This window comes from Marinomonas sp. 63XJN7_9_ISO-PGPR-S23-217, assembly GCF_056173515.1.
In genome coordinates this window covers 4,385,749-4,408,389 of record NZ_CM149678.1, presented here as the reverse complement: position 1 = coordinate 4,408,389, position 22,641 = coordinate 4,385,749, and the positions used below count along the sequence as shown (strand labels likewise).

General features: G+C 45.4%; 14 protein-coding genes. 7 read left to right on the top strand and 7 right to left on the bottom strand.

The window, feature by feature from the left end:
• Positions 1–189 precede the first annotated feature (189 nt).
• The 6 genes from AC0VYI_RS20625 to AC0VYI_RS20600 all read right to left on the bottom strand — a co-directional run bounded on the left by AC0VYI_RS20625 (position 190) and on the right by AC0VYI_RS20600 (position 11,059).
• Positions 190–1,599, bottom strand: a complete 1,410-nt coding sequence (locus AC0VYI_RS20625) for a DEAD/DEAH box helicase (protein WP_475445246.1) — start codon at positions 1,597–1,599, stop codon at positions 190–192.
• Between the two features lie 183 nt (positions 1,600–1,782).
• Positions 1,783–2,667, bottom strand: coding sequence for a transglutaminase family protein (locus AC0VYI_RS20620; protein ID WP_199473707.1), 885 nt, complete (start codon positions 2,665–2,667; stop codon positions 1,783–1,785).
• A complete protein-coding gene (locus tag AC0VYI_RS20615) occupies positions 2,664–5,255 on the bottom strand; it encodes a circularly permuted type 2 ATP-grasp protein (protein ID WP_475445244.1) in 2,592 nt (863 codons plus the stop codon). Before AC0VYI_RS20615 ends, AC0VYI_RS20620 begins: the two co-directional genes overlap by 4 nt.
• A 28-nt stretch (positions 5,256–5,283) precedes the next feature.
• Positions 5,284–8,658 carry a transglutaminase family protein gene (locus AC0VYI_RS20610; protein WP_475445242.1) on the bottom strand — a complete coding sequence of 1,125 codons (3,375 nt, stop codon included), beginning with the start codon at positions 8,656–8,658 and terminating at the stop codon, positions 5,284–5,286.
• Positions 8,655–9,599, bottom strand: a complete 945-nt coding sequence (locus tag AC0VYI_RS20605) for an alpha-E domain-containing protein (protein ID WP_199473712.1) — start codon at positions 9,597–9,599, stop codon at positions 8,655–8,657. Before AC0VYI_RS20605 ends, AC0VYI_RS20610 begins: the two co-directional genes overlap by 4 nt.
• 2 nt (positions 9,600–9,601) lie before the next feature.
• A complete protein-coding gene (locus tag AC0VYI_RS20600; RefSeq protein ID WP_475445240.1) occupies positions 9,602–11,059 on the bottom strand; it encodes a circularly permuted type 2 ATP-grasp protein in 1,458 nt (485 codons plus the stop codon).
• Positions 11,060–11,380: 321 nt separating this feature from the next.
• Here AC0VYI_RS20600 and AC0VYI_RS20595 point away from each other — a divergent pair, with 321 nt between their 5' ends.
• The 3 genes from AC0VYI_RS20595 (at position 11,381) to AC0VYI_RS20585 (ending at position 15,312) form a co-directional block, all read left to right on the top strand.
• On the top strand, positions 11,381–12,592 hold the full coding sequence (locus AC0VYI_RS20595) for an FAD-dependent monooxygenase (protein ID WP_475445238.1): 1,212 nt from the start codon (positions 11,381–11,383) through the stop codon (positions 12,590–12,592).
• Positions 12,593–12,984: 392 nt separating this feature from the next.
• Positions 12,985–14,328 (top strand): Na+/H+ antiporter NhaC family protein, encoded by a 1,344-nt coding sequence (locus AC0VYI_RS20590; protein WP_199473718.1) that lies wholly within the window; start codon positions 12,985–12,987, stop codon positions 14,326–14,328.
• A gap of 99 nt (positions 14,329–14,427) precedes the next feature.
• A complete protein-coding gene (locus AC0VYI_RS20585; RefSeq protein ID WP_475445236.1) occupies positions 14,428–15,312 on the top strand; it encodes a DMT family transporter in 885 nt (294 codons plus the stop codon).
• 60 nt (positions 15,313–15,372) lie between these two features.
• On the opposite strand, the gene AC0VYI_RS20580 is transcribed toward AC0VYI_RS20585, so the two are convergent.
• Positions 15,373–15,945, bottom strand: a complete 573-nt coding sequence (locus AC0VYI_RS20580) for a TetR/AcrR family transcriptional regulator (protein WP_475445234.1) — start codon at positions 15,943–15,945, stop codon at positions 15,373–15,375.
• Between the two features lie 94 nt (positions 15,946–16,039).
• Here AC0VYI_RS20580 and AC0VYI_RS20575 point away from each other — a divergent pair, with 94 nt between their 5' ends.
• The 4 genes from AC0VYI_RS20575 to erpA all read left to right on the top strand — a co-directional run bounded on the left by AC0VYI_RS20575 (position 16,040) and on the right by erpA (position 22,634).
• Positions 16,040–17,239: an efflux RND transporter periplasmic adaptor subunit gene (locus AC0VYI_RS20575; protein ID WP_475445233.1), complete on the top strand. Its 1,200-nt coding sequence runs from the start codon at positions 16,040–16,042 to the stop codon at positions 17,237–17,239.
• A 12-nt stretch (positions 17,240–17,251) separates the two neighbouring features.
• Complete coding sequence (locus AC0VYI_RS20570) at positions 17,252–20,401, top strand: efflux RND transporter permease subunit (protein WP_475445231.1); 3,150 nt, start codon at positions 17,252–17,254, stop codon at positions 20,399–20,401.
• Positions 20,402–20,627: 226 nt separating this feature from the next.
• Positions 20,628–22,214 carry a peptide chain release factor 3 gene (locus tag AC0VYI_RS20565; protein WP_199473724.1) on the top strand — a complete coding sequence of 529 codons (1,587 nt, stop codon included), beginning with the start codon at positions 20,628–20,630 and terminating at the stop codon, positions 22,212–22,214.
• A 72-nt stretch (positions 22,215–22,286) separates the two neighbouring features.
• Complete coding sequence (gene erpA, locus AC0VYI_RS20560) at positions 22,287–22,634, top strand: iron-sulfur cluster insertion protein ErpA (protein ID WP_199473725.1); 348 nt, start codon at positions 22,287–22,289, stop codon at positions 22,632–22,634.
• The last annotated feature ends 7 nt before the right edge of the window (positions 22,635–22,641 follow it).

Sequence of the window (22,641 nt, the reverse complement as noted above, 5' to 3'; positions counted from 1 at the left end):
GCCTAGCGCCTATACTAAAGGTCTAAGTTGTATCAATACTGGTGCGTGGATATGGGCTATGGGCACAACTTATTTAGCAAGCAGGCATCGTGCCATTTTTGACGTGTGTTTCACATAAAAAAGCGCCTCTTAACAAGAAAGGCGCTTTTTAGCGTTCAATACACACTCTATAACAGAGGCGAAGAGAGGTTAGTCTTGTTTTGGCGCGGCTGGTCTGCGGTTACGGCGCGCTGGCGCTAATGGCTTGCTACGCATGCCTTGGCCTGGTGTGACGTCAGCCTTTGGTGAGCTATTGCGGTCATTACGACGCCCGCCATTTTTTCCATTGGCATTGCCTTTTCCACCAGCGTTTGCGGGTTTATTGGCAAAGTTTTGCTTACCACCATTTTGATCGCGGGGCGCTTTTGGTTTTTTCGGTTTGTTGGGCTTGATGGGACGAGTATCAAGTGTGGTGTCCGGCAACATGTGAGTTGGCATAAAGTCATCCACATAACGGCGTTCGATCAATTTTTGTGTTAAACGCTCAATCGCACGCAGTTGATCCAATTCATCTGCCGCCACAAGGGATATCGCTTGTCCCGTTGCGCCTGCGCGGCCAGTACGGCCAATGCGGTGAACGTAATCTTCTGCAACGTCGGGGAGGTCGAAGTTGATCACGTGGGGCAGTTGTTCGATGTCCAAACCACGAGCGGCAATATCCGTCGCGACTAAGGCGCGAACGCGGCCTTCTTTAAAATCCGATAGGGCGCGGGTACGAGCGCCTTGGCTTTTGTTGCCATGGATGGCACTGGCACGAATACCTGCATCTTCTAGTTGTTTGGTGATTTTATTGGCACCATGCTTGGTTCGAGAGAATACCAGCACTTGTTTCCACTGGCCTTCGGCAATTAGCTCTATCAAGAGTTCCGTTTTCCGTTTTTTATCAACGGGATGAAGCCACTGCTCAACCGAAACTGCGGCAGCATTGCGAGGCGTTACAGAAATCTCAACGGGGTTATTTACCAAGCCTTTGGCAAGCTGACGAATCTCTGGTGAGAAGGTGGCAGAGAACAATAGGTTTTGGCGTTTCTTCGGCAATACCGCAATAATTTTTTTGATATCGTGAATAAAGCCCATGTCCAACATGCGGTCTGCTTCGTCTAATACCAGCACTTCCAGCTTGTCGAATTTCACGGCATTTTGATTGTACAAATCCATCAATCGACCAGGCGTGGCGATGAGAATATCCGCACCACGGCGCAGTGCCATCATTTGTGGATTGATTTTGACACCACCAAATACCACAGTGGAGCGAAGAGACAAATGTTTGCCGTAATCTTGAACGCTGGCTGCAACTTGAGCGGCTAGCTCACGTGTTGGTGTTAGTACCAAGGCGCGAATTTGGTTGCTATTGGCGTTTTGGCCAAGGCTTAAACGCTCTAATAGCGGTAAGGTAAAACCGGCGGTTTTACCTGTACCTGTTTGGGCTGCTGCCATCACATCTTGCCCTTCCAAAATGGCTGGAATGGCTTGAGCTTGAATCGCAGATGGCTTGGTATAGCCCTGATCTTCAATGGCTTTAAGGATGGGGGCAGAAAGCCCAAGTGTATCGAAACTCATAGATGTACTCATGTTATATCATAGGCGGGAGTCGGGCTTGACTCTCAAGCTCGACAAATTTGAGCGAAGCTTACCCTATATCCGCCTTACATGCTATGAGAGTCCTGTAACAATGAGTTTGCTTGACATACTTGATGAAACATCACGTTGCGGAAAAGTCTCGACAAGTATGTCTTTTGTTTCTTATAAAAGACGTTTCACATCCACGGAGACCGCTAGCTGTTGTGAGCCTCCGCCCTCGAAGATGACGCCTTGAAGTGGGGTGACGTCTGCATAGTCTCGTCCCCATGCGGTCACGATATGTTTGTCGTTTGGCATGACGTCGTTAGTGGGATCAAATTCAACCCATCCAAGCTCGGGAACGAAGATGGAAAACCATGCATGGGAGGCATCGGCTCCCACCAGTTTCTCTTGTCCTGGTGGCGGTAAGGTTTCTAAGTAGCCGCTCATATAGCGTGCTGGTATGCCCACTGAGCGTAGGCAGCCAATGGCTAAGTGGGCAAAATCCTGACAGACACCACTGCGCTGTTTTAATACCTGTTCAAGTGGTGTTGCCACGGTTGTAGTGGAGGGATCAAACTTAAATTCTGTGAAGATCTTATGAGTGAATTCCAAAGCGGCTTTTATCAATGGTTTATCATCGCTAAAAGTGCTTTGTGCATAGGCTTTTAGCTCTTCTGAGCGACGAATTTGTGAGGAGTCCATTAAGAATTCTTTTGCCATGCGCATTTGAGGAGTCATGGGCATTTTTAAGTTCGCGCGCAGTTGCCCGCAAGTGGTGGTGTTATTCTGTTGCCATAAGGTGAGATCAATTGGAAAGATCTCAAAGTCACTTAATACATCGATAACCAGCTTTTTATGGGCCTCTTGGATTGAGAAGTAAAAGGTCTGGTTGCCAAAATAATCCTTACCTTCGTTGCGATACACTGGTGGTGGGTTGATTTGTACTCTTTGGTTTAAGCAACGTTGGTTGTGCGTGTCTCGTGGCAACAAATGGGCCATGTTATAGCACAAGCTAACGGGCGCTCCATAGGTGTAGGTGGTGATGTGTCTGACTCGATATCTCATAAGCTGGTTTCCCAATTTGCCATGGAAAGAGGTTGCGGTCCTTCTGTATGGTCAAAATACTTATCGCTGATTAGCACGGTAAATTGCTCAAGTTGTTCTAAAAGTTGCGTCATCAGGCTTTCAAGTTCTGTCCGTGTGTTGGTGGCTCTATCGACCGCTGCTAGGACTTCCAAGTCTGCTAATTGAATATCGGTTAACGATTTTATGACTAAGCGGTTTTCCGGACTGAGACCCGCAGCTGGGACATCGTTACGGGGGAGTTCTTGAATGTACTTACGCAGCTGATCCACTTGATAAATCAAGGATCTTGGATTGGTGCCATCGATCATTAATAAATCGAGCCCATACGCAACCCGTGAACGATTACGATAACGCCGACGGAAAGAAATTAAGGCTTCTACACTTAACAGCACGGATTCGAGTATTTGTTGTTGTTCAGGCTCTGCTAGTGACTTGGTTAAGGCGGCGCGTAATAGTGTAGCAGTTTGGATGGCTCGTTCTGTGCGGCGGCCAATTTCTTGGAAAGTCCAGTCCAATCCGCGCAGCATACTTTCGTGGTTTAACCCAGACAGAGCTAACAAGGAGGTGACTAGGCTGTCCAAAGATTCTTCCGGCGCTGAGGGTAAACCATTGGTATACGCACGATCTAACTCGTGAATATGATCGCGCAGTTCGTTGATGATAATTCGCGTGTCCGCTGAGAGCATCTCTTTAACCTGTTCGCCACAATTAAGCATGGCGTGTAGGTTCGCTTTGACCGATCCTGGGCGTTTGCCATCAATGATGATGGAAATCAGTTCTTTGTCTGGATTGGTAATCATCTCATCATCGGCCTTGGTAAAACCTGGCAGACAACCTGTTTGTCGGGAAGCCATTTCCAGTAAGAGGCGACGACTCTCGATGGGGAGTGGATCGATGCCATTCATTTGTTTAAAAAGTGTCCTTAACAGGCGCATGCTGATTTCCGCACGTTCAGCGTAGCGTCCCATCCAGAATAAGTTCTCAACCACACGGCTGGGTAAGTTGGTTTGTACCGCTTCATCGTGCAGAATGGCTTGGTCGTTACTGGCGATCTTATTTGATAGGGGTTGTGTGGACAGCACCCAGGTGTCTTTTGATTTGGACTTGGACAAATTAGAGACGATCATGTCGTCGTGACTCTGACTGACACGGGACAATCCGCCAGGCATGACACTATAACCGTCTTGATCAGACATGGTAAAACCGCGAAGCATGGTGGGCGCTGCTTGCAATTGGCCATTATCAAAAATGGGGGAAATAGCGCCAGGAATATAGCTTTGTGCCACATATAAATGGGGGGCTTTTTTGATCTTTTTGATGGCTTCTTGGCATTGTTTTTCGTCTAAGGTATGGCCATAGATGCTTTTGTTATCTGCCCGTCTGCTAATCGGTTTGATAATAAGCTGGTTAATATGGCTGGTAATATACTCCAGATCTATGGGATCACCTGCCCACCAGGTCTGTACGGAAGGTAGCGTTAATTGTTGGCCCATCAAGAATTGACTGATGGCTGGCAAGTATTTTAAGAAAACCGGTGATTCTAATAAGCCACTGCCCAGTGGGTTCGCCAGAACCACGTTACCCGCTCGAGCGACCTCTAATAAACCTGGCACCCCTAATATGGAGTCGGCACGCAGTTCTGCTTGGTCACAGTAAGCATCTTCAACACGGCGAAGAATGACATCAACCCTGGCTAAGCCGTTGAGGGATTTCATCCAGACAGCCCCATTACGAACTGTCAAGTCACTACCCTGAACCAAGGGAAAACCCATATAGTTGGCCAAATAGGCTTGTTCAAAATAGCTACTGCTGTAAGCGCCGGGTGTTAGCACAACAATGCGTGGAGTATCTGTCCAATCGCTGGCAAGTTTCGATAGCATGCCTTTGAATGTCTGGAAAAAATGAGAGATCCGCTGTACCTGATTATCGCGAAACAGAACGGGCAAAATACGTGAAATAACCGCACGATTTTCCAACGCATACCCTGCACCATTAGGGACTTGAGTGCGATCTCCGATAACATGGAAAAGTCCATTTTTATCCCGAACCAAGTCAACAGCATGCAGTAATAGATCGTGTTGCCCAGGAGTGGTGATGTTATGGCATGGGCGAAGAAAATCAGGGTGTCCAAAAATAATCTCGGCAGGAATTGTGCCGCTTTTGAGCAGTTCCTGTGGGCCATAAAGGTCTTTATAAATTAAGTCAAACAAGGCGGAGCGTTGCTTAAGCCCTGTTTCTATTAGGCTCCAGTCAGCACTTTCGATGATGTTTGGAATCAGATCCAGCTCCCACACGCTAGGCGTGAGGGGGTCGCTAGATAAATTATATGTTGCACCATCTTCGCGAAGTATGCGTTGTACACGTCGCTCGCTTTCTATGCGTCCTTCTGGGCCCAATTTTTTAACGTTAGCCAATACGTCCTGCCAATGAGGACGTGGTTGACGATCTTCTTTAAAAGCCTCGTCATAAGCATTGATCGGTTGATCGTAGCTGGAAAAAGTTGGCGCCTTAGTGGTGCTAGAAGCATCCACTGTTGGCGCGGTAAGAAGACCTGTCTGAGATTGCATAATACGTTGAGCCTAAGGTAAAAAAATATCAGAGCGTATTATACTGCTTACGCAAGTCTAATGTATGCGGATATTCATTTATTGGTTCTTCCGCAGGTGGGGCCATTGGGCGCGGCTCGTCTCCATTTGGGTAAAAGGAACGTAACGCACTAAAGGCTGGTGGAGGCGACAAGGTGCCTTGAGTGAAGCCATGATCCCAAAAACGGTTGACTCGTCGGGCTTCCGCTTCGTTGTTGTTGACTGGCAAGGTCTCATAAGTCCGGCCGCCAGGATGAGAGACATGGTAGGTGCAGCCGCCAACAGATAGACCGTTCCAGGTATCGATCAAATCAAAGACTAAGGGCGTATCGATGCCTAAGGTTGGGTGTAACGCAGAAGGCGGTGCCCATGCTTTATAACGAACAGCCCCGACAAATTCCCCTTTGCGACCTGTAGAGCGAATTGGTACACGACGGCCATTACAGCTGAGCACGTAACGACCTTCAGTCAAACCGGAGAGTTTGACTTGCAAGCGCTCAACAGAGGAGTCAACGTAACGAGCAGTACCTGACCCAGTGATTTCTTCACCAAGAACATGCCAAGGCTCGATGGCCCAGCGCAATTCTATTTCCACATCATCGATGCGTTTTCGTCCGTAATGTGGGAAACGGAACTCTTCAAAAGGCGCCAACCATTCCAATTTAAAAGGGAAACCATGTTGCTGTAGATCTTCCACGACTTCTTTGACATCTTGCCAAACAAAGTGCGGCAGCATGAATTTATCGTGTAGGCTGGTGCCCCAGCGTACTAACGGTTTTTTGTAGGGTTCCTTCCAAAAGCGTGCTACCAAGCAACGTAACAACAGCATTTGTACTAATGACATGTGCGGATGGGGTGGCATTTCAAAACCACGAAACTCCAGTAAGCCTTGGCGACCACTGGCAGTGCCTGCCGCATAAAGTTTGTCGATACAGAATTCAGAACGGTGAGTGTTGCCTGTGATATCTACCAGCAGGTTGCGCATTAAGCGGTCCACCAACCAAGGTTCTTCTACAAACCCTTCTGGCATATTCTGGAAAGCTATTTCCATTTCATACAGGGCTTCGTCACGGCCTTCATCTGGGCGTGGTGCTTGGCTGGTTGGGCCAATGAACATTCCAGAGAAAAGGTAAGACAAACCAGGGTGATGTTGCCAGAAGGTCACTAAACTCTGCAGTAATTCCGGACGACGTAGTAGGGGGCTATCGGCAGGAGTGCGACCACCAAGGGTAACGTGGTTCCCTCCGCCTGTGCCAGTGTGCCGCCCATCCAGCATGAACTTCTCTGCGCCAAGTCGAGAAAGGTAGGCTTGGTGGTAGAGTGTTTCCGTATTGTGAACCAATTCTTCCCAGCTGGCGGCAGGATGGATGTTCACTTCAATGACGCCTGGGTCAGGGGTGATCAAGAATTTTTGTAAACGCGGATCTTTAGGTGGTTCATAGCCTTCGATAACAACCGGTAAATCCAGTGTTTTGGCGACCGCTTCAATGTGCTCAAGTACCTCGACAAAATATTCTAGATGAGTCATAGGAGGCATAAATACATGCAAGCGACCATTGCGCGGTTCAAGACACAGTGTGGTACGAATCACATTTTTCAGTGTTTTTTCCACGGCAGACGGTTTTGCCATAGACACTGTTTGCACTGGCTTTTTAGCGAAATGTTGTTTGGCAACACTGTCTAATACGGGGTTCTCTTTTTTGTTTGCCAACGGTTGGCGAGGGTCAAATGGATCCCGTTCTGGAATGCGATCTTCTTCTGCCTGAGCCGGTAAAGCATTCAGGGGTAGTCGGTAGCCCATTGGGCTATCACCCGGAATGAGGGTGATCACATCACTGCGCATTGGCCAGCGTGAGCTGTTCCAGCGGTTATTATAGGCATCGAATTCGAGTGGCAGAATATAACCTGTTACGGTACTTAACCCTCGGCTTAGCAGTTTTGCCAGACGGCGGCGTTCTAAATCGTCTTTTAAGTCCGCTTTGGTAGGGTCGGCATCCGCAGGAAGGGATTGTTCCATCCACAAATAGTAGAGTGTGTCTTCATAGGTGCTTTGTAGGTACTGTTTGTCCAACGCGAGCTTGTCGCACAGTAATTCGCCGAATGCCTGCGCATCGGCGATAGTGTGCTGGTAATCTTTATCGACTCTGGCAAGGTATTTTGGGTCGCCCCATAGTGGCTCACCGTCAGTGCGCCAAAAACACCCAAGGGCCCACCGTGGCACCTCTTCTCCTGGATACCACTTGCCTTGTCCATAATGTAGCAAGCCATTTGCCCCGAACTCTTGCTTCATTCTAAGCAAGAGGTCTTTTGCTAACTTAAGTTTTTCGGCACCTAGCGCACCAGTGTTCCATTGTTCTGAGTCCATATCATCAATGGAGACGAAGGTTGGCTCGCCTCCCATGGTGAGACGAACATCGCCATTTTCCAATTCCTTATCGACCGCATAGCCAAGGGCTTTTATGGTCTCCCATTCCCCTTCTGCATAGGGTTTAGTGACCCGTGGGTCTTCGTGAATGCGTGTGACAATATTGCTGTAGCTGAATTCGCACTCACATTCATCGATAAACCCAGTAATGGGGGCCGCAGAAGCGGGTTCAGGGGTACAAGCTAAGGGAATATGCCCTTCGCCAGCGAATAAGCCCGATGTAGGGTCCAGTCCTACCCAGCCAGCACCGGGTAAATAGACTTCACACCAAGCATGTAAGTCGGTGAAATCTTCTTCAGGCCCGGATGGGCCATCGAGTGCTTTGATATCGGCGGTGAGCTGTACCAGGTAGCCCGAGGCGAAACGAGCGGCGAGTCCAAGACTGCGTAGAATTTGCACAAGCAACCAAGATGTGTCGCGGCATGAGCCTTTTTTTAAGGTGAGTGTTTCTTCACAGGTTTGTACACCCGGTTCGAGACGAATGCCGTAGCCGATCTCTCCCGCTAGGCGACTGTTTATGGACACCAGAAAGTCGTTAATCGGGGTATTTTTTCGGTCTACCGTAGAGAGCCATTTGTCCAATAGGGGGCAAGACTCGGTGACTTGTAAATAGGGCTCTAGTTCGCGTTTTAATGCCTTATCGTAGGCAAAAGGGTACTCTTCTGCATAACTTTCCACAAAAAAATCGAACGGGTTGATAACCGTCATATCGGCTATTACTTCAACCATAAATTCCAGTTTGTTGGTCTTTTCTGGGAAGACAAGTCGCGTTTGAAAGTTGCCAAAAGGGTCTTGCTGTATGTTTATAAAATGCTTTTCAGGGAGTACTTTTAACGAATAATCATGAATTTTTGTTCGTGAATGCGCCGCAGGGCGCAAGCGTAATACATGAGGTGACACATTGATAAATCGGTCAAATTCGTAGGTCGTTTTGTGTTGTATCGCGACTCGAATAGTCATGCAGCGTCTCCTTGCCGAAAATGAAACCAGTTCTCGGTAATCTGGTGGTTTATTTCGATAAGATCTAACTGAAAGTCATTAAGATAGTCATGAAACTTTTCATTCAAATCTTCTGAGCGTTCTATTGGATATTCGTAGCCGTAAAGTTTATCTACCTTAGCAGTAATGATGCCGGAGCGAGGTAATTTAGAGGCCGCCTCACGAATCTGCTCCAGGCAGTATGACAGTGTTCGTGGGAAAAACGGGTCTCGCAGTAAAAAGGTCACGGCTTTGGCTCCATTGATAGAGGTTCGCACTGTGCGGCGATAATCCAAATACGCACTTTGCGATTTTAGCACTTTGGCCCATACCACTTGGCCCAGTCGCACGCTTTCTTCGGCTTCGGATTGCAACATTAAAGACACCGCAGCATCAATGATACGCGTATTCATGTCGGCACGCTCTAAATAACGTCCCATGATAAGAAATTGCCAGCCGGAATCTCGAGTCATCGTCCCCGCAAGTAGGCCGATGATTTTTTGACAGCCTTCAATAATGGTGTTGAGAAAGTCGTGACGGCCAGAACGGTTGATGCCCTGCTTGATATTTTGGCGCGCATACATATCCAGCTCGTTGATCAGTTCCCACATTTCCTCTGGTACCACATCACGGGTGGTACGAATATTTTCTCGAACCATTTTCAGCGATGAGAGCATAGAGCTTGCATTGGTATCGTCTGCTAATAAGAATTTTACGACATTACGTTCGTCTTTTACCTTGTAGCGTTGTTCAAATTGTTCGGTGCCACTGTTGATTTCGATGAGGTTATACCATGAAATTTTGATGTCTCTTGGTAAGTCAAAAAGGAGTTCATCGTATACTCTAACTAAGCGGGCGGTGTTTTCGGCACGTTCTAAGTAACGACCAGCCCAAAATAAACGTTCTGCGACTCTGGATAACATAATTAGCGCCCCTTTGTTTCGACGATCCAAGTATCTTTACTACCACCACCTTGTGACGAATTGACGACCAAAGAGCCTTTTTTCATAGCGACTCGTGTCAGTCCACCTGTGGTCACATAGGTGTCTTTGCTCTGCAAAATAAAGGGACGTAAATCCAGATGGCGTGGCTCTAAGCTGCCTTTGGCAACTAATGTTGGCGAGGTGGACAGTTTCAGTGTTGGTTGAGCAATGTAGTTGCGAGGATTCGCTTCTATCAGTTCTGCAAATAGAGCTTGGTCTTTCTTCGTAGAATGTGGCCCCACTAGCATCCCATAGCCACCAGACTCGTTGGCAGGTTTGACAACTAAACTGTCCAAGTTTGCTAACACATAGGCCCGTTGCTCAGGGTCTTCGCACAAGAATGTCTCGACATTTTTAAGAATAGGCTCCTCTTTTAGGTAGTAGCGGATGATGTCTGGTACATAGGCATAGACAACTTTGTCATCTGCTACCCCTGCTCCTGGTGCATTTGCTAAAGCGACATTGCCTTTTCTCCAAGCTCGCATCAAACCTGGAACACCTAATACGGAGTCTGGGTGGAAGGCTTCAGGGTCTAGGAATAAATCATCAATACGACGGTAAATAACATCGACTAACGCTGGTCCATTAATGGTTTTCATATAGACACAGTCATCTTGATTATCAACGTATAAATCGCTACCTTCTACTAATTCTACTCCCATCTGTTGAGCCAAAAAGGCATGTTCGAAATAGGCTGAATTGTAAATACCTGGCGTCATGACGACAATTTCTGGATCTTCTATGTCTCTAGGCGATAAGGCTGCTAAGGTATCGAACAATTGGGAAGTGTAAGAATCAATTGGCAGGATGCTGTCGTTTTCAAACAGTTCAGGAAGCACACGTTTGGTAATCGCGCGGTTTTCGATCATGTAGGAGACGCCAGAAGGGACGCGTAAATTGTCTTCGAGAACGTAGAACTCGCCATCTTCATCACGCACCAAATCGGTGCCACAAATGTGAGCCCATACCCCATAAGCAGGGGATACACCGATACATTCGGGGCGAAAATTTTTGGATTCTTTGATGATGTGCTCTGGGATAATGCCGTCTTTAATAACCTGTTGATCATGATAAAGGTCATCAATGAACAAGTTAAGGGCTTTGAGTCGTTGCTTTAGGCCTGCTTCTGCAACGCGCCAGTCTTTGGCGTCTATGGTTCTTGGTACGATATCGAAGGGCCAAGCTCGGTCAATGTTGCCTTCTTCGGTGTAAACGGTAAAGCTGATGCCCATTTCTTGTATGGTGGCTTCGGCCATGAGCTTTCTTTTTTCAAGCTCTTCTGCTGATAAACTATCTAGATAGCCAAGTAATTGCTTGGCGGGGGGTCTGGGCTTGCCTTTACTATCAATTAATTCGTCAAAAAAGCCATTTGACTGATACTGGCTACTCAAATTATCCATCTAAACCTCGTTCTTTTGTTAATCTGGGGAAAAACTGATTCAAGCGAATGCGATCCTATGCACTTTGTGGTGTCACCCCCATGCGTAATTGTTATTGTTATTAGGCAAACAGAGTAGAATTATTGCCCTTATTAGTGACATTAGTCGTTAATCGATACAAAAGAAATACAGCAAAGATCACGCCATGAACAATCTTATTTAACAATAAATAAGTAATTTATTGTTATCGCTTCATGAATTATGACGAAGCGCAACTAATTAACCTGTAAATTGTTTATCATTCCTATAAGCGATTTTATTAATGACTGTAAGGATTGGTTTGTGAACAAAATCAAAGACGTGGTGGTTGCTGGTGCGGGTATTGGCGGTTTGAGTGTTGCCTTGGGGCTTGCTCAGCAAGGGGTGGACGTAACGGTATTTGAACAGGCTAATGTATTGGGCGAAGTGGGAGCAGGCTTGCAAATGAGTCCAAATGCGATGAAGGTGCTGCGCCAATTGGGTTTAGAAGACGCCCTTCGTCCTTACGCCTTTGAGCCGAAACAAGCCACTATGCGTCATTTCAAATCGGGGGAATATTATTTAAAAGCCCCTTTAGGTCAGGCTGCCATTGATCGCTATGGCGCCCCTTACTGGCATTTACATCGTGCCGATTTACACCGTGTTTTGGTGGAAGCCTGTCAGAAAGCTGGGGTGACAATACGGTTAGGCGCTACGGTTGCCGGATACCAAAAGTCAGATCAGAATAGCTCGGTTGTGTTGTGTCTTCTAGATGGCAGTGAATATGAGACAGATTTAATCATTGGAGCTGATGGTATTCGTTCGGTGATTCGCGAACAAATGCTGGGTAAGAAAGCGCCTGACTTTATGGGGCAAGTGGCTTGGCGTGGGGTAGTGCCTGTCGCGAGTCTTAAGGCGGTTAACATTCAACCAGATGCTTGTGTCTGGGTGGGGCCTGGACGCCATTTAGTGACTTATTATGTACGCGGTGGAGAATGGGTGAATTTCGTCGCGGTAGAGGAGCGTGGTGGTTGGCAATCAGAATCGTGGCGGGAAGAGGGGGATATTAACGAACTACGTTCTGCTTTTGCGGGGTGGCACCCTGAAGTGACTGAACTTTTGGCAACCGCTGATAGCACATTTTTGTGGGCACTTAATGGACGTAGTAGCTTACGGACTTGGTATCAGGGGCGGGTGGTGTTACTTGGCGATGCGTGTCATCCAATGTTGCCGTTTATGGCGCAAGGCGCGGCCATGGCCATTGAAGATGCGTATGTGTTGGTTGCCTCGCTGATGAGTAAGCCGTTACCCGATGCCCTTGCTTCCTATGAAATCCTTCGTAAACCAAGAACTGTTCGTATTCAAAATATGTCTAAAGACAATACGGGCTTGTATCATATGCACGGTGGTCTATTTGGACAAATGAAGCTAAATGCCGTTAAAGTGGCGTCGCAATTTGCTCCGAGTGTGATTCAAGCTAAGTTAGATCCAGTATACGGTTATGATGTGGTAAAGGCAGTTGCTGCTTGGAGCTGATTTAAGCATAAGATTCGCCTAATTGTTGAACCTAGCACTGTGATTCTCTATTTTTATTTTACTCTATCTTTTTTATTTGAACTCTAATTAATTTTAATCTGTTTTCACCTTTGATGATTATCTGCTAGCTTATTTAGGTAAAAAATCAGCCCTGCTCTCTAAAGCTTGTATAGGTTAAAAAGCTCAGTAATCTGCTGGGGTTTTTTTGTGAGTTTTTAATTCCTTTTTTGTATAAGTGGTGATTTTATTTGTTTGTTTTGTTATAAATAGAGAATTCATCTCGTTAATTATTCATCTTAGCCATATCATGGCGTGTTAGGTGTTGTTAACGATTTTCCTTCCCTAGATTATCCATCGCAGGGACTCATTTCTATTTGGACATGATCGATCACATGACTTCTAAATCTCCATTAGCACTTTTACCTTTAGTGCTGTTTCTTGTTTTGTTTGTTGGTAGTGGGCTTTGGTATCAAACTCAAGGTGTGGACTTTGCTTTCTACCAAATATCCGCCCCGGTTGCGATTTTGCCTGCCATTGTCTTGGCAATTATCTTAGCCAAGGGGTCACTGAATAAGCGTATTGACACTTTTATTCGTGGGGTAGGTGACAACACCATCATTACCATGGTGTTGATCTATCTGTTGGCGGGGGCTTTTGCCAGTGTTGCCAAAGCGGTTGGCGGCGTTGATGCGACGGTTAACTTTGGTTTAAGCGTCGTTCCGCCTGCATTTGTATTGCCAGGCTTATTCATCATTACCGCGTTTGTGGCAACTTCTATGGGAACTTCGATGGGAACCATTGCGGCTATTGGCCCGATTGCCATTGGTGTGGCGAATGCGACGGATTTATCCTTACTGCTAACCGTTGGTACGGTAATTGGCGGTGCCATGTTTGGTGATAATTTATCGATTATTTCCGATACCACTATTGCCGCCACTCGGACACAAGGGTGTGATATGCGCGATAAGTTCCGAATGAACTTTAAAATCGCTTTGCCAGCAGCCTTAGTCACTTTGGTGTTGTTGTATTTTCAAAGTGGAGTGGCGCATATTGGTCAAGTAAAGGATTATGAGTTGATCAAGGTGTTGCCTTATGTGGTTGTTTTAACCTTGGCGGTGCTGGGGGTCAATGTCATGTTGGTGCTGTTTAGTGGCATTGTATTAGCTGGGGTAATTGGCTTAACAATGTTACCGGATTTCACGGTCGCGACTTGGTCCAAAGAGATTTACAGTGGCTATACTGGGATGCAGGAGATCCTTATTCTCTCTTTGTTGATCGGTGGCATGGGTGCACTTATGAAAGCGCAAGGTGGTTTGGATTGGCTGGTGAGCATAATTGAGAAGATTGCTCGTGTGTTTGGCGCTAAGCCTGGATCAACTCGAGCAGGAGAATTTAGTATTAGTGCGTCGGTTGCGTTGACGAATTTATGCACGGCGAATAATACCGTCTCAATTTTGATTAACGGTTCTGTCGCCAAAGATATTGCAACTCGATACAACGTGGATGCCCGCCGCAGTGCGAGTCTTTTGGATATTTTTTCTTGCGTGGCTCAGGGATTATTGCCATATGGTGCTCAGATTTTACTGGCATCGTCTCTTGCTAAAGTATCGCCAATATCTCTCATTAGTTATGTGCAATATAACTGGCTTTTGGCGGCGGCTGCGATAGTATCAATTGTCATTGCATGGCCGAAGATTAAAAAAAATAATGGCTTGCCTCTATCGTATGTGAAATAAATAGCGAGTAGACTGGCACCTTAGTATTTGAGCGAAAAACCACCATTAATGGTGGTTTTTCACGTTGTTTAGGGTGTTATATCTTTTAAAAAAGGCGATATGGTGAAGCAATGGATGCATTTCAAGGCTGAACTGGTTTTGATTCTAGTGACTATTTTAGCCGGTTTTGGTTGGATTTTTTCTAAAGAAGCGTTGACGGGGCTACCACCTTTATTTTTTATGGGAATGCGCTTTTTAGTGGCATGCTTTGTTTTGGTGCTTGCTGGGCGTAAGTACTTTGTTGGGTTGCGATGGCGAGACATGAGGCCAGCCTTGTTGGTTGGTGGCGTGATGGGACTTGCTATGATGTTTTGGGTTGAAGGGCTATCCAAAACACAAAACTTAGGAGTTGGCGCGTTCATTGCTAGTCTTGGTGTGGTTTTGGTCCCTATTGTTGCCAAGCTTTTATTTAAAGAGCAACCTCCAAAAAGTATTTGGGTTGCCCTTCCTATAGCAGTGATTGGATTAGCCTTTTTAGCGTTAGATGGCGGTCTGAAATTTGAAGTGGGGCAATTGTTTTTTTTGGCCACGGCTGTGATGTCGGCATTTCAGTTTAATCTGTTATCCAGACAGTCTACTCGAATGCCTGTGCTGGTACTTACGGCCATACAGTTGGGTGTAGCTGGTGTATTTTTACTTACTATCTCTGTGCTGACTGAAACGGTGCCCCATGCTGTGCCGACGAATGTGGTAGGTTGGTTTCTTGCGAGCACTTTGATTGCAACAAGTTTACGGTTTTTGCTGCAAACCTACGGGCAAAGTCTGACACCAGTAAGTCACGCAGCCGTGATTATGAATTTAGAGCCAGTTTGGACGGCATTGTTTGCTTCTATCTGGTTTGCTCAATTGATGAGTGTTGGTCAAGTGTTTGGCTGTATCTTAATCTTTGTTGCGATGCTGATGAGTCGGTGGCGACAGATTAGGATGTTATTTAAGTCACATTAAAATTGCTTGTTGTTTCAGTAACAGAAAAAAGAAGGTTAGGACTAGAAAAAGGACTCAAGGTTAATCGGGTAAAATGCTATCAAGCAAGGTGTTGTAGAGTTTAATGGTTTCCAGAGTAAAAGGTCGGGTTGTGTAATCCCATTCGGATAACATGCCCTCTGTTAAGATGGACAACGCTTCAACACGGGCAATGGCCTCTGCTTTGCTTAAGCTTGGTGATTTTTCCATGATGATTTCAGTGGCTCTTGATCGAAGGCGTTGGTTCATTTCCTTACAGATCTTCGATATTGTCGTGTTACGCGATGCTTCTGCCTTGATTTCAAGCGTCATAATGCGAATACAATGAATTTCTTCATTGTCTTCACTGAAATGTCGAGTCAGCCAGTCTTCTTTGTTTAAAAACTCAGACATAAAGCTTAAGTGTCTTTTGGTGGTTTGTTCAACCAGTGCGCAAATAATGTCATCTTTGTCATTAAAGTAGCGATAGATTTGTCCAACACTAAGTTTTGCTGATTTTGCAATGGCTTGCATGCTGGTTTTATGAAAACCCTTATGAATAACGTTCTGTTCTGTGGCGTCAAGAATTTGTTGACGGCGTTCATTGCATAGCAGTTTTGAAGAGTTGAATGTCATTTTTTTGCACTTTTGCAGGGTATATTGAAAGGTTAGCATATATTATAGTGAGAATGAACGTTCATTCTCAACGAATTTTAAGGGAAACTTTTCGATGTCGTCTAAATTAAAATATGCTTCAGGCGCTTTAGCCATTGCGCTTCTTGTTGCTGGCTGTCAAGAAAAAGGTGGCGCTCCAGGTGGACCGGGCGGACCGGGCGGTTTTCCTAAAGTTCAGGTTGGTGTATTGACCATTGAACCTCAAAAAGCGGAAATTAATACAGAATTACCTGGGCGTACGGTATCTAGCCTAGTGGCAGAAATTCGACCTCAGGTTGGTGGCATTATCACCAAGCGTTTGTTCGAGGAAGGGCAGAACGTTACTGCAGGCCAGGTTTTGTATCAGTTGGATGATTCCTCTTATCTTTCTGCTGTCAGACAAGCGGAAGCAACGTTAGAGTCGGCTAATGCTAGCCTGAAATCGGCTGAATTGAAGGATCGTCGATATACATTATTGCGTAAACAGAATAATGTTTCTCAACAAGATCTTGATGATGCTCATGTTGCCTATTTAGAAGCAAAAGCAGATCAGAAAAAAGCGGAAGCGGAGCTTAAATCGGCGAAAATTAATTTATCCTATACCAAAATCACTTCTCCAATTTCTGGTCGTATTGGTATTTCTCAAGTGACGGTAGGGGCCTTGGTAACCGCTAATCAAACAACCGCTATGACGACGGTTCGCTCTTTAGATCCTATTTTTGTTGACTTGGCACAAACGAGCTCTGCGAAGTTAAAAGAAAATGATATGTTGTCTCAGCCGGGAGTGGAAAAGGGCTCTGATTTGGTTTCTTTGGTGCTGGAAGATGGCACTAAATATAATCATGAAGGTGTCTTGAAGGCCAGTGAGATAAATGTTGATGAATCGACAGGGAGTATTAAATTAAGAGCTGAATTTCCTAACCCTAATGGTCAGCTACTTCCTGGTATGTTTGTTCGTGGTATTTTGCATACAGCAGTCTATAAGTCCTCCCTATTAGTGCCTCAGCAAGGTGTTTTAAGAGACGTGAAGGGGAATGCGTATTCCTATGTTGTAAATGCTAACAATCATATTGAAAAGCATATGCTCAATGTTCAACAGGCTGTTGGTAATGAATGGTTGGTAACAAAGGGTATTCATGCAGGTGATAAAGTGGTGATGGAGGGCTCAGCAAAAGTCGGGCCTGGTAGCGATGTTGGTGTTGTTGAACTGACTTATGATCCCGCAACAGGTGATTTTACTCCTGTAAAAACTGCTACCAATTCTTCGTCGAATTAAGGAAGAGAATTTATGCTAGCTCGTTTTTTTGTCAATCGTCCTGTTTTTGCCTGGGTGATTTCCATCGCCATCATGCTTGCTGGTGTGATGTCGATCAATGCGCTGCCTATTGCGCAGTACCCTAATATAGCGCCGCCTTCTATCAGTATTTCTGCGTCTTATCCTGGTGCGTCGGCACAAACCTTAGAAAATAGTGTTACTCAAGTAATGGAGCAACAGTTAACGGGTCTTAGTGGCTTATTATACTTTTCTTCTTCTAGTTCTTCGGCTGGAAAGGTCACCATTACGGTTACTTTCAAACAAGGTACTGATCCTGATATCGCACAAGTGCAAGTGCAAAATAAGATTTCGCAAATTACTTCTTCTTTGCCTCAGGCGGTACAGGACAATGGCGTAACTGTTAAAAAGTCAATGTCTGACTTTTTGTTAATTGCTGCTATTTATGACAAGACAAATCAGCACTCAGCAGGCGATATTTCTGATTACATCGTGTCTAGTGTGCAAGATGCTATTGCGCGTGTCGATGGTGTAGGTAGTGTTCAAGTGTTTGGTTCTCAATATTCGATGCGAATTTGGCTAGACCCTTTAAAAATGGAGTCTTATAAGCTAATTCCATCTGACATTGAAACGGCAATCAAACAACAAAACGTTCAGATCGCAGCTGGTTCTCTAGGTGGGTTACCTGCTATAAAAGGTCAAGAAATTGATGCTACCGTGACTGCGCAGTCTAAATTTACAACACCTGAACAGTTTAGGAATATCATTCTTGCTTATGATCAAAATGGAGCTACCGTTCGCCTAAAAGATGTCGCGAAAGTCGAGTTGGGTAATGAAACGTATAATTATATCGCTCGCTTTAATGGTCATCCTGCTTCTGGGCTTGCAGTGATGTTATCCCCTGGTGCCAATGCGCTGGGTACATCAGAACGTGTAAAAGCCGCTTTTGCTCAGATTACGAAAAACATGCCGGCAGGTTACGAGTTAGCTTATCCAAAAGACAATACAGCATTTATCAAAATATCTATTGAAGAGGTGGTAAAAACGCTCTTTGAAGCAATTGCTTTGGTTATTTTGGTGATGTTTGTATTCTTGCAAAACTGGCGAGCCACTTTAATTCCTGCTATTGCGGTGCCAGTAGTATTGCTAGGAACGTTTGGCATATTAAATGTCTTGGGTTTTTCCATTAATACATTGACCATGTTTGGTATGGTGCTGGCTATTGGGCTGCTTGTAGATGATGCTATTGTGGTGGTGGAAAACGTCGAGAGGGTGATGGAAGAGGAAAAGCTTTCGCCGAAAGAAGCCACCATTAAATCGATGGGGGAGATCACCAGTGCTTTAATTGGGATTGCAGTCGTTTTATCGGCGGTTTTTCTTCCTATGGCTTTCTTTGGTGGTTCCACAGGTGTTATCTATCGCCAGTTTTCAGTCACTATTGTTTCTGCAATGGTATTGTCTGTGATTGTTGCTCTGACTTTAACGCCAGCGCTTTGTGCCACTTTGTTAAAGCCGAATCATCATAAGATTCAAAAGGGGTTAGCTGGATGGTTTAACCGTAATTTTGATCGTGCGACAACGTCTTATTCTAGTCGTGTCTCTAAATTGATTAAGCAACCGATTCGTTGGATGTTGGGTTATGGGGTTATTGTTGCGGCTCTAAGTGCGCTATTTATAACTTTACCAACAGGGTTTCTACCAACGGAGGATCAAGGCGACTTAATGGTAATGGTGAGTCTGCCAGACGGCGCGACTATTACTCGTACTGATGCAGTAATGAGAAAAATTGAACATCATTTTCTAGTTGATGAGAAAAAGGACGTTAGTGAAGTCTTTACTATTTCTGGCTTTAACTTTATGGGGACAGGGCAAAATGCAGGATTGGCATTTGTCGCTTTGAAAGATTGGTCATTACGTAAAAACCCAGCCGACAGTGCAGAAGCTGTTGCAGCAAGAACTTACCCTGCCTTTGCTGGGATTCGTGATGCGAAAATTTTTACCTTGATTCCACCGGCAATTATGGGATTGGGTCAGAGTAATGGCTTTACTTTTGAGCTGCAGGCACCTGCTGGAACAAGTCGTGAAACTTTGCTCAATATGCGAAATTTGTTATTGAAAAATGCGAATGCGAGCAAATTATTGGTTGGTGTTCGTTTAGGTTCGCTTGCAGAAGCGCCTCAGTTACATATTGATATTGATCGGACTAAAGCGGCGGCACTTGGTTTATCATTAAATGATATAAGTACAACAATTAGCGCCGCTTGGTCAGGTCAATATGTGAACGACTTTGTTGACCGTGGTCGGATTAAAAAAGTTTATGTAGAAGGTATGGCGAAATATCGTAGTACGCCATCGGATCTATCTCATTGGTATGTGCGCGGTGATGATGACAGTATGACACCATTCTCTGCCTTTGCTGATGCGAAATGGACATACGGGCCACAAACTTTGTCTCGCTACAATGGATTACCAGCTTACGAAATTCAGGGTCAAGGTGCTCCTGGTGTAAGTTCTGGTCAAGCAATGGATGAGCTTGAAAAAATTGTGGCGGCCTTACCTGGGGCTGTAACAGGTTCTTGGAGTGGCTTGTCCTATCAGGAGCGTGCGTCGAGTGGGCAAACACTGATGTTATATAGTATTTCTATTTTAGTCGTTTTCTTATGTTTGGCTGCGCTTTATGAAAGTTGGACGGTTCCGTTTTCAGTTATTCTGGTGATACCACTTGGTGTGATTGGTGCGACAGCAGCGGCACACTTAAGAGGCCTTGAAAATGATGTCTACTTTCAGGTTGCTTTGTTAACGACGATAGGTTTGTCTTCAAAGAACGCTATACTGATCGTTGAATTCGCAGAGGCTGCTTATCAACGAGGCTTAAGTGTTTGGGCGGCAGCAGCAGAAGGAGCTAAGCTTCGTTTGCGTCCTATTATCATGACTTCTATGGCCTTTATTGTTGGTACCTTGCCTCTGGCATTATCAACAGGTGCTGGGGCTGAAAGTCGTCGGTCAATTGGTTCTGGTATTGTCGGTGGTACATTAACGGCAACGGTCTTAGCCATTTTCTTTGTACCTTTGTTCTTCGTCTTAGTGAGAAGGGTGTTTCCTAAGCGCAAGCAACTTGAGAGTCATAGTGATCAATTGACTGAGCAAGAAGTGACTGAATCGTAAGTCGACAGTAAGTGAATAATTCAAAAGGGGCCTTTAGTGGCTCCTTTTTTATGGTTGGATCTACAGAGATTTACGTGAGGTTAAAGGAATCTTTAAAGGGTTTATTGTGTCTGGCGTTAAGATCGGTGAAAATAGCGCCATTGAAAATTAACCTCCCAGCTTTGTGCCTTGCCTCTTGTTGATAGTAGGCATCACCAGTCTGCGTTAAATTAGAAGATTCTTATCCATGTCAAATACAGAGTTACTTGAGCAAGTCGAACAACGCCGCACCTTTGCGATTATTTCCCACCCTGATGCCGGTAAAACGACGATTACGGAAAAGTTGTTGCTTTTAGGGCAATTAATTCAAACCGCTGGTTCCGTTAAAGGGCGCAAAGGCGATAAACATGCCACGTCCGACTGGATGGCAATGGAACAACAACGTGGTATCTCCATAACCTCGTCTGTGATGCAGTTTCCCTATAAAGATCGCATGGTGAATTTGCTGGATACCCCAGGGCACGAAGATTTCTCGGAAGATACCTACCGTACTTTAACGGCCGTTGACTCTGTCTTAATGATCATTGATGGCGCTAAAGGGGTCGAGGATCGTACGATTAAGTTAATGGATGTTTGTCGTCTTCGTGATACGCCCATTCTAACTTTTATTAACAAGATGGACCGAGATATTCGAGATCCCATTGAGTTGTTAGACGAGGTGGAAGACGTACTAAAAATAGCGGCGGCACCGATTACCTGGCCTATTGGTATGAGCGACTTTTTTAAGGGGGTCTATAACCTATACACGGATACGATTCATGTTTTTGTCCGTGGTCGTGGTCATACTTTAATGGACGATATTCGTATTGAAGGTTTGCAATCTGACGAAGCGAAAGCATTGCTCGGTGATGATTGGGAAGCTTATGTTGATGAAATCGAGTTGGTTCGTGGGGCAAGTCATGAGTTTGATCATGCCGCGTATTTGGCGGGTGAGCTAACGCCTGTGTTTTTTGGGACGGCGTTATCTAACTTTGGTGTGCGCGAAATGTTAGATGGTTTTGTTGAGTGGGCACCAGCACCGATTGACCGTGAAACTAATACTCGTAAAGTCAAAGCGACAGAAGAGAAGTTCACTGGCTTTATTTTCAAAATTCAAGCCAATATGGATCCAAAACATCGAGATCGAATTGCGTTTATGCGTGTTTGCTCAGGTTCTTACTCCCGAGGGATGAAAATGCGTCATTGCCGTTTGGGCAAAGACGTTAAAGTAACCGATGCTGTGTCCTTTACTGCTGGTGATCGTGAAGGTGTGGAGGAAGCTTTTTCTGGTGACATTATTGGTTTGCATAACCATGGTACGATCCAGATAGGTGATACTTTTACCGAAGGTGAAGATTTGAAATTCACGGGTATTCCTCACTTTGCGCCAGAATTATTCCGCCGTGTACGTTTAAAAGACCCAATGAAGATGAAAGCCTTGCAAAAAGGTCTGCAGCAGTTGTCAGAAGAGGGGTCTACTCAGTTGTTTATGCCACAGCGTAACAATGAGTTGATTGTTGGCGCTGTGGGGCAATTGCAATATGAAGTGGTTGCCTACCGTTTAAAAGACGAATACAAAGTTGAGTGTATATACGAGGCGGTGAATGTGAACTCCGCTCGTTGGGTGGATTGCGATGATCCAAAACGCTTTGAAGAGTTTAAACGTAAATGTGCAGATAACTTGGCAATTGACGGTGGAGGCCACTTAACCTATTTAGCGCCAACCCGCGTTAACTTGATGATGGCGGAAGAGAAATGGCCTGAAGTGACCTTCCGTGCGACGCGTGAACACTGATCTATACTTGACTAAATTACTAGGTTAAGAGGATAATTTGTCTAATTAATCATTCTGTAAAGTGGTATCAAGATGAGCGTTGTTGAATCGGCAAATCCCATCGAGTTTACATCGGCTGCCGCCGCTAAGTTGCAAACTCTGATTGAAGAAGAAGAAAATGATCGTCTGATGTTGCGTGTGTATGTGACAGGGGGTGGTTGTTCAGGCTTTCAATACGGCTTTGAATTTGATGAAGAGCTCCAAGAGGATGACACTAAAGTGCAGCGGGATGGCGTAACTTTAGTGGTAGATCCCTTGAGCTTTCAATATTTGGTTGGAGCGGAAGTGGACTACAAAGAAAACCTAGAAGGTTCAAGGTTTACTGTCACCAATCCTAACGCCACATCAACTTGTGGGTGTGGGGCGAGCTTTAGTATTTAGGGTTCGA

What these genes read in the sequence shown, in the direction of transcription:
- AC0VYI_RS20625 (WP_475445246.1), bottom strand. Translation starts at nt 1,599, where the DNA reads ATGAGTTTCGATACACTTGGGCTTTCTGCCCCCATCCTTAAAGCCATT.
- AC0VYI_RS20620 (WP_199473707.1), bottom strand. Translation starts at nt 2,667, where the DNA reads ATGAGATATCGAGTCAGACACATCACCACCTACACCTATGGAGCGCCC.
- AC0VYI_RS20615 (WP_475445244.1), bottom strand. Translation starts at nt 5,255, where the DNA reads ATGCAATCTCAGACAGGTCTTCTTACCGCGCCAACAGTGGATGCTTCT.
- AC0VYI_RS20610 (WP_475445242.1), bottom strand. Translation starts at nt 8,658, where the DNA reads ATGACTATTCGAGTCGCGATACAACACAAAACGACCTACGAATTTGAC.
- AC0VYI_RS20605 (WP_199473712.1), bottom strand. Translation starts at nt 9,599, where the DNA reads ATGTTATCCAGAGTCGCAGAACGTTTATTTTGGGCTGGTCGTTACTTA.
- AC0VYI_RS20600 (WP_475445240.1), bottom strand. Translation starts at nt 11,059, where the DNA reads ATGGATAATTTGAGTAGCCAGTATCAGTCAAATGGCTTTTTTGACGAA.
- AC0VYI_RS20590 (WP_199473718.1), top strand. Translation starts at nt 12,985, where the DNA reads ATGACTTCTAAATCTCCATTAGCACTTTTACCTTTAGTGCTGTTTCTT.
- AC0VYI_RS20585 (WP_475445236.1), top strand. Translation starts at nt 14,428, where the DNA reads ATGGTGAAGCAATGGATGCATTTCAAGGCTGAACTGGTTTTGATTCTA.
- AC0VYI_RS20580 (WP_475445234.1), bottom strand. Translation starts at nt 15,945, where the DNA reads ATGACATTCAACTCTTCAAAACTGCTATGCAATGAACGCCGTCAACAA.
- AC0VYI_RS20575 (WP_475445233.1), top strand. Translation starts at nt 16,040, where the DNA reads ATGTCGTCTAAATTAAAATATGCTTCAGGCGCTTTAGCCATTGCGCTT.
- AC0VYI_RS20570 (WP_475445231.1), top strand. Translation starts at nt 17,252, where the DNA reads ATGCTAGCTCGTTTTTTTGTCAATCGTCCTGTTTTTGCCTGGGTGATT.
- AC0VYI_RS20565 (WP_199473724.1), top strand. Translation starts at nt 20,628, where the DNA reads ATGTCAAATACAGAGTTACTTGAGCAAGTCGAACAACGCCGCACCTTT.
- erpA (WP_199473725.1), top strand. Translation starts at nt 22,287, where the DNA reads ATGAGCGTTGTTGAATCGGCAAATCCCATCGAGTTTACATCGGCTGCC.